Source organism: Curtobacterium sp. 22159 (assembly GCF_052045775.1).
In the GTDB taxonomy this organism is placed as follows: Bacteria; Actinomycetota; Actinomycetes; order Actinomycetales; family Microbacteriaceae; genus Curtobacterium.
On record NZ_JBQEPN010000010.1, the window covers coordinates 7,719 to 15,208 of the forward strand.

Below are 7,490 nucleotides of genomic sequence, written 5' to 3' on the forward strand. Positions count from 1 at the left end.
CCGGCACCGCGCCTCCCGTCCGTCAGGGGCGTCCGTCAGGACGTCAGGAGGACGACTCCCAGTCGGCCGGGCCGCGCGACCCGGCGCGGTACTCCTCGAGCGGGACCTCGTTCGCCTTCCAGGCGTCGACGACCGGCTCCACGATCTCCCAGCAGCGCTCCGCGACGTCACCGCGGATGGAGAGCAGCGGGTCGTCGTGGAAGATGCCGTTGAGGACCTCGCCGTACGGCGTGAGCTCGCCGTCCGCGAAGGACGAGGACAGGGTGACCTGCCCCATCTCGAACGGGTTGCCGCCACCGTTCGCGGACACCGTCAGCTCGATCTCGTCCGGGTTGAGGACGATCCGGAGCGTGTCGGTCTTCGGGCGGCCGGACAGGCCGGAGGGCAGGCGCGTCACGGGCTTGAAGGTGATGAGGACCTCCTTGCGGCTGGCACCGAGCGCCTTGCCGGAGCGGAGGGTGAAGGGGACGCCCTTCCAGCGAGCGGTGTCGACCTCGACCGAGATCTCGGCCAGGGTCTCCGTCTGACGCGACGGGTCGACGCCGTCCTCGTCCTGGTACGACGGCAGCTCCTTGCCGTCGATCGTGCCGGCCGTGTAGACCGCACGGCGGGAAGCGATCTTCGGGTCGTCGCCCTTGAGCCGGGTCGAGCGCAGCACGCGCGCCAGCGACGACCGGAACTCGACCGCGTCGATCGCCGACGGCGCGTCCATCGTCACGAGGCCGAGGATCTGCAGCAGGTGCGACTGGATCATGTCCACCATCGCGCCGGCCTCGTCGTAGTACTGTGCGCGGTTCTCGAGACCGAGGGTCTCGTCGTAGAAGACGTCGACCTTCTCGATGTTGTCGGCGTTCCAGATCGGCTCGAACAGCCGGTTCGCGAAGCGCAGGCCGATGATGTTGAGGACCGTCGTGCGACCGAGGAAGTGGTCGGTGCGGTGCACGCGCTCCTCCGGCACGAGCTTGAGCACGGTCTCGTTGAGGGCACGGGCGCTCTCGACGTCGGTGCCGAAGGGCTTCTCGAAGGCGAGCGTCGTCCCCTCCGGCAGCTCGACGTGCTGCAGCGCGGCGCAGATGTCCGACGCGATCTGCGGCGGCAGCGCGAAGTACAGGATCGGCTCGTGCTCCGCCGCGGCGAAGAGTGCTTCGAGGTGCTTCGGGTCGGTGGGGTCACCCTGGATGAACTGCGTCGACGCGAGGGTCGCGTCGACCTCCGGGCCCTTCACGTCCTGCGACGCGAAGGACTTCGTGACGACGTCCTTCCACTGTTCCTCCGAGCGGGCGCTGCGGCCCGTACCGATGAGCTGGACGGGCACCGCTCGACCGCTCTGCAGGAACGTGCCGAGACCCGGCAGCAGCAGGCGGGAGGCGAGGTCGCCCGTCGCGCCGAAGATGATGAGAGTGCGCTTGTCGGTCACCGGAGGTGACTCCTTTCGCTGTGGTGGGGGTAGTCCGCTTGAGGGCAAGCCGCTCGCGGGCCGGTTGATTCCCGGTTCGCGCCGGGGAGCTGGAGGTCGGAGGCCGTGCTCGGCCGGGACGCACTTCGGGCGGCACCAGGTGGTGCCGCCCGAAGTGTCAGGTGCGCTGCAGCGTCAGGTCAGTGACCGAAGTTGCCACGGTAGTACTCGTAGACCCAGCCCACGAGCGTGATCGCGACGCAGGCGAGCCCGATCGGCACGATCCAGAGGCCGGCAGCGACGCCGAGGAAGCACAGGGCCACCGCGCCGGCGAGGAGGATCGGCCACCACGACCACGGGCTGAAGTGCCCGAGCTCGGCGTCGCCGTCCTCGATGTTGGCGTCCGGACGGTCCTCGGGGAGGACCCCGCCCTGGGAGGACATGACCTTGCCGAGGTAGAACGCGATGAACGCGGACATGATCCCCGTGAGGCCGATGGCCAGGGTGCCGACCCACTCGACCTCGCCGTAGTAGATCAGCGACCAGATCGAGTAGGCCGCGTCGGCGACGATGAAGAACCCGAAGAGGATCCAGAACAGGTTGGTGTTGGCGCGCATCGCCTTACTTCACCTCGCCCTTCGCGGAGTCGTAGGTCGGGGCGTCGGGAGCGTCCTTCGCAGGACCGACACCGATCGGCACACCCGCTTCGGGGTGGTTGAGGTCGAAGGCCGGCGACTCCGAACGGATGCGCGGGATCGACGTGAAGTTGTGCCGCGGCGGCGGGCAGCTGGTCGCCCACTCGAGCGAGCGGCCGTAGCCCCACGGGTCGTTCACGGCGACCTTCGGCGCGTTCCGCGCGGTGACGTAGACGTTGAAGATGAACGGCAGGAACGAGATCGCGAGGATCATCGAGCCGATCGTCGACAGCTGGTTCATCCACGTGAAGCCGTCGTTCGGCAGGTAGGTCGCGTAGCGACGCGGCATGCCGATGACGCCCAGCCAGTGCTGGATGAGGAACGTCGTGTGGAAGCCGATGAACAGGAGCCAGAAATGGATCTTGCCGAGGCGCTCGTTGAGCATCTTGCCGGTCCACTTCGGCCACCAGAAGTAGAAGCCGGAGAACATCGCGAAGACGACCGTGCCGAACACCACGTAGTGGAAGTGCGCGACCACGAAGTACGAGTCGGAGACGTGGAAGTCGAGCGGCGGCGACGCCAGGATCACACCGGTGAGGCCACCGAACGTGAAGGTGATGAGGAAGCCCACGGCCCAGAGCAGCGGGGTCTCGAAGGTGACCGAGCCGCGCCACATCGTGCCGACCCAGTTGAAGATCTTCACGCCCGTCGGGACCGCGATGAGCATCGTCATGAGCGAGAACCACGGGAGCAGGACGCCACCGGTGACGTACATGTGGTGCGCCCACACCGTGACCGAGAGGGCCGCGATCGAGATGGTCGCGTAGACGAGGGTCTTGTACCCGAAGATCGGCTTGCGGCTGAACACCGGGAAGACCTCGGAGACGATGCCGAAGAACGGCAGCGCGATGATGTACACCTCGGGGTGGCCGAAGAACCAGAAGAGGTGCTGCCAGAGGAGCGCACCGCCGTTGGCCGGGTTGAAGATCTGGGCGTTGAACACGCGGTCGAGACCGAGGCCGAACAGTGCGGCGGCGAGGACCGGGAACGCCATCAGCACGAGCAGCGCCGTGATGAGCGTGTTCCAGGTGAAGATCGACATGCGGAACATCGTCATGCCCGGAGCACGCATCGTGATGATCGTGGTGATGAAGTTCACCGCGCCGAGGATGGTCGAGAAGCCGGTCATGCCGAGCCCGAAGACCCAGAGCGTCCCGCCGAGGCCCGGTGTGAACGTCGTGTCACTCAGTGGCGCGTACGCGAACCAACCGAACGAGGCAGCGCCCTGCGGGGTGAGGAAGCCGCCCACGGCGATGAGCGAGCCGAACAGGTAGAGCCAGAAGGCGAAGCCGTTCAGACGCGGGAACGCGACGTCCGGAGCACCGATCTGGAGCGGCATGATCGCGTTCGCGAAGCCGGAGAACAGCGGCGTCGCGAACATCAGCAGCATGATCGTGCCGTGCATCGTGAACAGCTGGTTGTACTGCTCCTTCGTCGCGACCACGTGCAGGCCGGGCTCGAAGAGCTGCGCGCGGATGACGAGTGCCATCACGCCCGCGAGCAGGAAGAACATGAACGACGCGATCAGGTACATGTACCCGATCGTCTTGTGGTCGGTGGAGGTGATCCACCGGACGATGATGTTGCCCTTCCGGCCGACCTTCGACGCCTGGAAGTCCAGGGTCGTGGTCCCTGCAGCCGGCTGGCCGACGAGTGACGTGGTCATCTGACGGAGCCCCTACTTGTTCTCGCTCGACGCCGTGACGGGCGTCTTGTCGTTGGGTTCGTTCGTGTTGGTGTTGTACTCGTTGCCGAGCAGGCCGACCTTGCCCTGGTCCTTCAGGGTGCCGAGGTACTTCTCGTACTCCGCCGGCGTCACGACCTTCACCTGGAAGAGCATGAGCGAGTGGTACTCACCGCAGAGCTCGGCGCACTTGCCCTGGTACGTCCCGAGCTTCTCGGGGATGAAGTACTCGTAGTTCGTCTTGCCCGGGAGCATGTCCTTCTTGTAGAGGAAGTCGATGATCCAGAAGGAGTGGTCGACATCGCGCGACGAGAGCTCGATCTTGACCTTCTTGCCCTTGGGCAGGTACAGGGTCGGCAGCTCGGACTCGTCGATGGCGCCCTTGGCGTTCTCTTCTTCCTGGGCCTGGATGCCCTGGTAGTAGACGCTCTTCTGCGGGTCGGACTGGTCGATGTAGTTGAAGTCCCACGCCCAGCGCTTGCCGTACACGTGGATGGTGGCGTCCGGGTTGGTGAACGGCTTCTCGATCGCGGCCTGGTCCTTCGCGGTGAAGGCGAAGAAGCCGAGCACGAGGATCAGCGGCACGATCGTGTAGAAGATCTCGAGCGGCATGTTGTAGCGCATCTGCACCGGGAGGCCGGTCTGGCCCTTGCGGCGGCGGTACACGATCGCGGCCCAGATGATGAGGCCCCACACGATGAGGCCCACCGCGAGCAGGACGACCCAGCTGGTGGTCCACAGGCCGACGATGCGGCTCGTGTGGTTGGTGACGTTCTTCGTCTCCTCCGTGCCGGGGAGCCATCCGTTCAGCTGCTGCTGCGTGCAGCCTGCCAGTGCGATGACCAGACCGACGGCCACCGGGACGGCCGCCCAACGTATACGGCGATTCGAACGCACTGTTACCTCTCGGAAGACGTGAAACCGGAGCAGGCGGCGACGCGGAGGCCGCTCATTGCTCGCTCCCAGCTTGGTTGGAACACTCCTAGCTTACTCGCAGCTGGTGACCGCTCGCGCACACCCGACACGCCCCCGGCCCGGATCGGCACCCGTCCGGACGCCGTTTTCCCTGGTCCTGCCGGATGCCCCGCCCGGACGACGAACGAGCGGGGAGCGACCGTGTCGGTCGCTCCCCGCTCGTGTCGGACGGGTCGGCTCAGTGGAAGCTGTCGCCGCACGCGCAGCTGCCCTGCGCGTTGGGGTTGTCGATCGTGAAGCCCTGCTTCTGGATGGTGTCCTCGAAGTCGATCGAGGCGCCGTCGAGGTACGGGACGCTCATCTTGTCCACGACGACCTCGACGCCGGGCTCGAACTCGGCCGTGGCGTCACCGTCGAGCAGACGCTCGTCGAAGTAGAGTTGGTAGATGAGGCCCGAGCAACCACCGGGCTGCACGGCGAGGCGCAGGCGCAGGTCGTCACGGCCCTCCTGCTCGAGGAGGCTCGCCACCTTCGCCGCGGCCGCGTCGCTCAGCCGGACCCCGTGCGTCGGTGCCGCGGTCTGCGGTTCGGTGATGGTGTCGCTCATCGCGCGTCTCCCTCCGGAGGCGGTGTGGGTCACCGGGCCTCCGGAGCGATTGTAAGCACCGACGGGCGACGAACGCACGCGGAGACGGGAGCGCGTCAGCGCGTGGCGAGGCGCGCGAGCAGGATCGTCTCCGACGTGATCGCACGGTGGAGCACGCCGAGGTGCTGCGACTCGTTCGGGCTGTGCGCCCGGGTGTCCGGGTCCTCGACGCCGGTGACCAGGATCTGCGCCTCGGGGAACTCGGCAGCGAGGTCCGACACGAACGGGATGGAGCCGCCGATGCCCTGCTCGACCGCCTCGTTGCCCCAGCCCTCGCGCATCGCCGTGCGCGCCTCCTGGACCGCCCAACCAGCCGTGTCCACGAGGAAACCGTCCCCGGCGTCCGGTTCCGTGATCTCGAGACGTGCGCCGAACGGCACGTGCGCGCGCAGGTGCCGCTCGACGGCGGCGTAGGCGTCCGCGGCGTCCTGGCCGGGCGCGATCCGCACCGACACCCGGGCCGAGACGGTCGGCAGGAGCGTGTTCGACGCGTTCGCCACGCTCGGCACGTCCATCCCGGTGACGGTGATCGAGGGCTGGAACCACATCCGGGACAGCACCGGGCCGGTGCCGACGGCCCGGACGCCCTCGACGAACGCGGCGTCCTGCGCGAGTTCCTCGTCGGTGCGGTCGGGCACGTCGGCCTCGTACGAGGTGAGCCCCTCGACCGCGACCGACCCGTGCTCGTCGTGGAGCGACGCGAGGAGTCGGACCATCGGGATCATCGCGTCGGGGGCCGCTCCCCCGAACATGCCGCTGTGGCTCGCGTGCTCCAGCGTCGTCAGGGTCAGCTTGAAGGTGACGTTGCCGCGGAGGGACACCGTGATCGACGGGACCTCGGTCGACCAGTTGTCGCTGTCGGCCACCACGATGACGTCGGCGGCGAGGTGCTCCCGCTGTTCGCGGAGGAACGTGCGGAAGGACCGGGAGCCGAACTCCTCCTCGCCCTCGACGAACAGCACGACGCCGAGGTCGAGGTCGTCCCCGAACTGCGCGTGCAGCGCCCGGAGCGACGCGATGTGCGTCATCACGCCGGCCTTGTCGTCGGAGGCGCCCCGCCCGTACAGCCGGTCACCACGGAGCGTCGGCTCGAACGGCGGCGTCTCCCACAGTGCGTCGTCACCCTGGGGCTGCACGTCGTGGTGCGCGTAGAGCATCACGGTCGGCTTGCCGCCCCGGGCCGGACGGACCGCGAGGACCGCCGGCTGGCCCAGCTCGCCGCCGTCACGCTCGGCGTCGGCCGTCGAACCGGACACCGCGGAACGGACGATGCGGACCGCGTCGTCGGCGAAGACGCCGGTCGACCGGGCGAGGTCGGCGACCGCCTCGGCGCTGGCGCGCACGTTCGCCGGGTCGAAGGCCGACCAGGAGACCGACGGGAGACGCACGAGCGCGGACAGGTCGGCGACCGTCGCGGGCATCGCGCCCTGCACGTGTTCGCGCACGGCGTCGAGCAGTGCGGGGTCGGTTGCGGGGGCGTGCTGTTGGGTGTCCGTCATGCCCGGTAATCTAGAGGACGATCCAGCACCGCACACCGCCGTTAGGAACGCACCGTGGCGAAGGCAGCCCCCAAGACCAACACGACCGTGAACCCGTCCGAGGCCGAACTCCTCGAGCAGGGCAAGGGTCGCCCGACGCCCACGCGCCGCGAGCGGGAAGCCGCCAACCGCCGTCCCATCGTCGGGAACACGGCGGAGGACAAGAAGGCCGCACGCGCCCGTCTCAACAACGAGCGTGAGAAGGCCCGCGTCGGGATGGCCAACGGCGAGGAACGCTACCTCCCCGCGAAGGACAAGGGCGAGCAGCGCAAGTTCGTGCGCGACTGGATCGACGCCCGGTGGAACGTTGGCGAGGTCATGATGCCGGTGCTCGTGCTGTTCCTCATCGTCGGCTTCGCGGCAAAGCAGTCCCCGATCGCCTCGTACGCGCTGCTGCTCGTGTGGGCGTTCGTCGCACTGTTCCTGGTCGACTGCATCGTGCTCTGGCTGTCGCTCCGCACCAAGCTCACGAAGAAGTTCGGCGCGATGCAGCGCGGGACGTTCTTCTACATCCTGACCCGTGCGTGGCAGCTGCGCTTCCTGCGCCTGCCGAAGCCGCAGGTGCGTCGGGGGCAGTACCCGACCGTCTGACCTCGTCTGTCGAAGCGCCGCCCGG

Annotated in this window: 7 protein-coding genes; 1 reads left to right on the plus strand and 6 read right to left on the minus strand. The window is 67.9% G+C overall.

Translation table 11 applies throughout. From position 1 onward, the window contains the following. Window positions 1–43 precede the first annotated feature (43 nt). The 6 genes from ACTJKO_RS12320 to ACTJKO_RS12345 form a co-directional block, all read right to left on the minus strand. Window positions 44–1,417, minus strand: a complete 1,374-nt coding sequence (locus ACTJKO_RS12320) for a glucose-6-phosphate dehydrogenase (RefSeq protein ID WP_440689083.1) — start codon at window positions 1,415–1,417, stop codon at window positions 44–46. A gap of 179 nt (window positions 1,418–1,596) precedes the next feature. Next, the gene (locus ACTJKO_RS12325; protein ID WP_440689085.1) at window positions 1,597–2,013 is read right to left on the minus strand and encodes a cytochrome c oxidase subunit 4; all 417 of its coding nucleotides are present in this window, start codon (window positions 2,011–2,013) and stop codon (window positions 1,597–1,599) included. A 4-nt stretch (window positions 2,014–2,017) separates the two neighbouring features. Further along, entirely contained in the window at window positions 2,018–3,757 is a 1,740-nt protein-coding gene (gene ctaD / locus ACTJKO_RS12330; protein ID WP_440689087.1) for an aa3-type cytochrome oxidase subunit I, read from the minus strand. A 12-nt stretch (window positions 3,758–3,769) separates the two neighbouring features. After that, window positions 3,770–4,672: an aa3-type cytochrome oxidase subunit II gene (gene ctaC / locus ACTJKO_RS12335; protein WP_440689089.1), complete on the minus strand. Its 903-nt coding sequence runs from the start codon at window positions 4,670–4,672 to the stop codon at window positions 3,770–3,772. Between the two features lie 256 nt (window positions 4,673–4,928). Continuing rightward, the gene (locus tag ACTJKO_RS12340; RefSeq protein ID WP_440689091.1) at window positions 4,929–5,297 is read right to left on the minus strand and encodes a HesB/IscA family protein; all 369 of its coding nucleotides are present in this window, start codon (window positions 5,295–5,297) and stop codon (window positions 4,929–4,931) included. 95 nt (window positions 5,298–5,392) lie between these two features. Continuing rightward, window positions 5,393–6,835, minus strand: a complete 1,443-nt coding sequence (locus ACTJKO_RS12345) for a dipeptidase (protein WP_440689093.1) — start codon at window positions 6,833–6,835, stop codon at window positions 5,393–5,395. Window positions 6,836–6,889: 54 nt separating this feature from the next. On the opposite strand from ACTJKO_RS12345, the gene ACTJKO_RS12350 reads away from it, so the two are divergent. Next, window positions 6,890–7,465, plus strand: a complete 576-nt coding sequence (locus ACTJKO_RS12350; protein WP_440689095.1) for a DUF3043 domain-containing protein — start codon at window positions 6,890–6,892, stop codon at window positions 7,463–7,465. The last annotated feature ends 25 nt before the right edge of the window (window positions 7,466–7,490 follow it).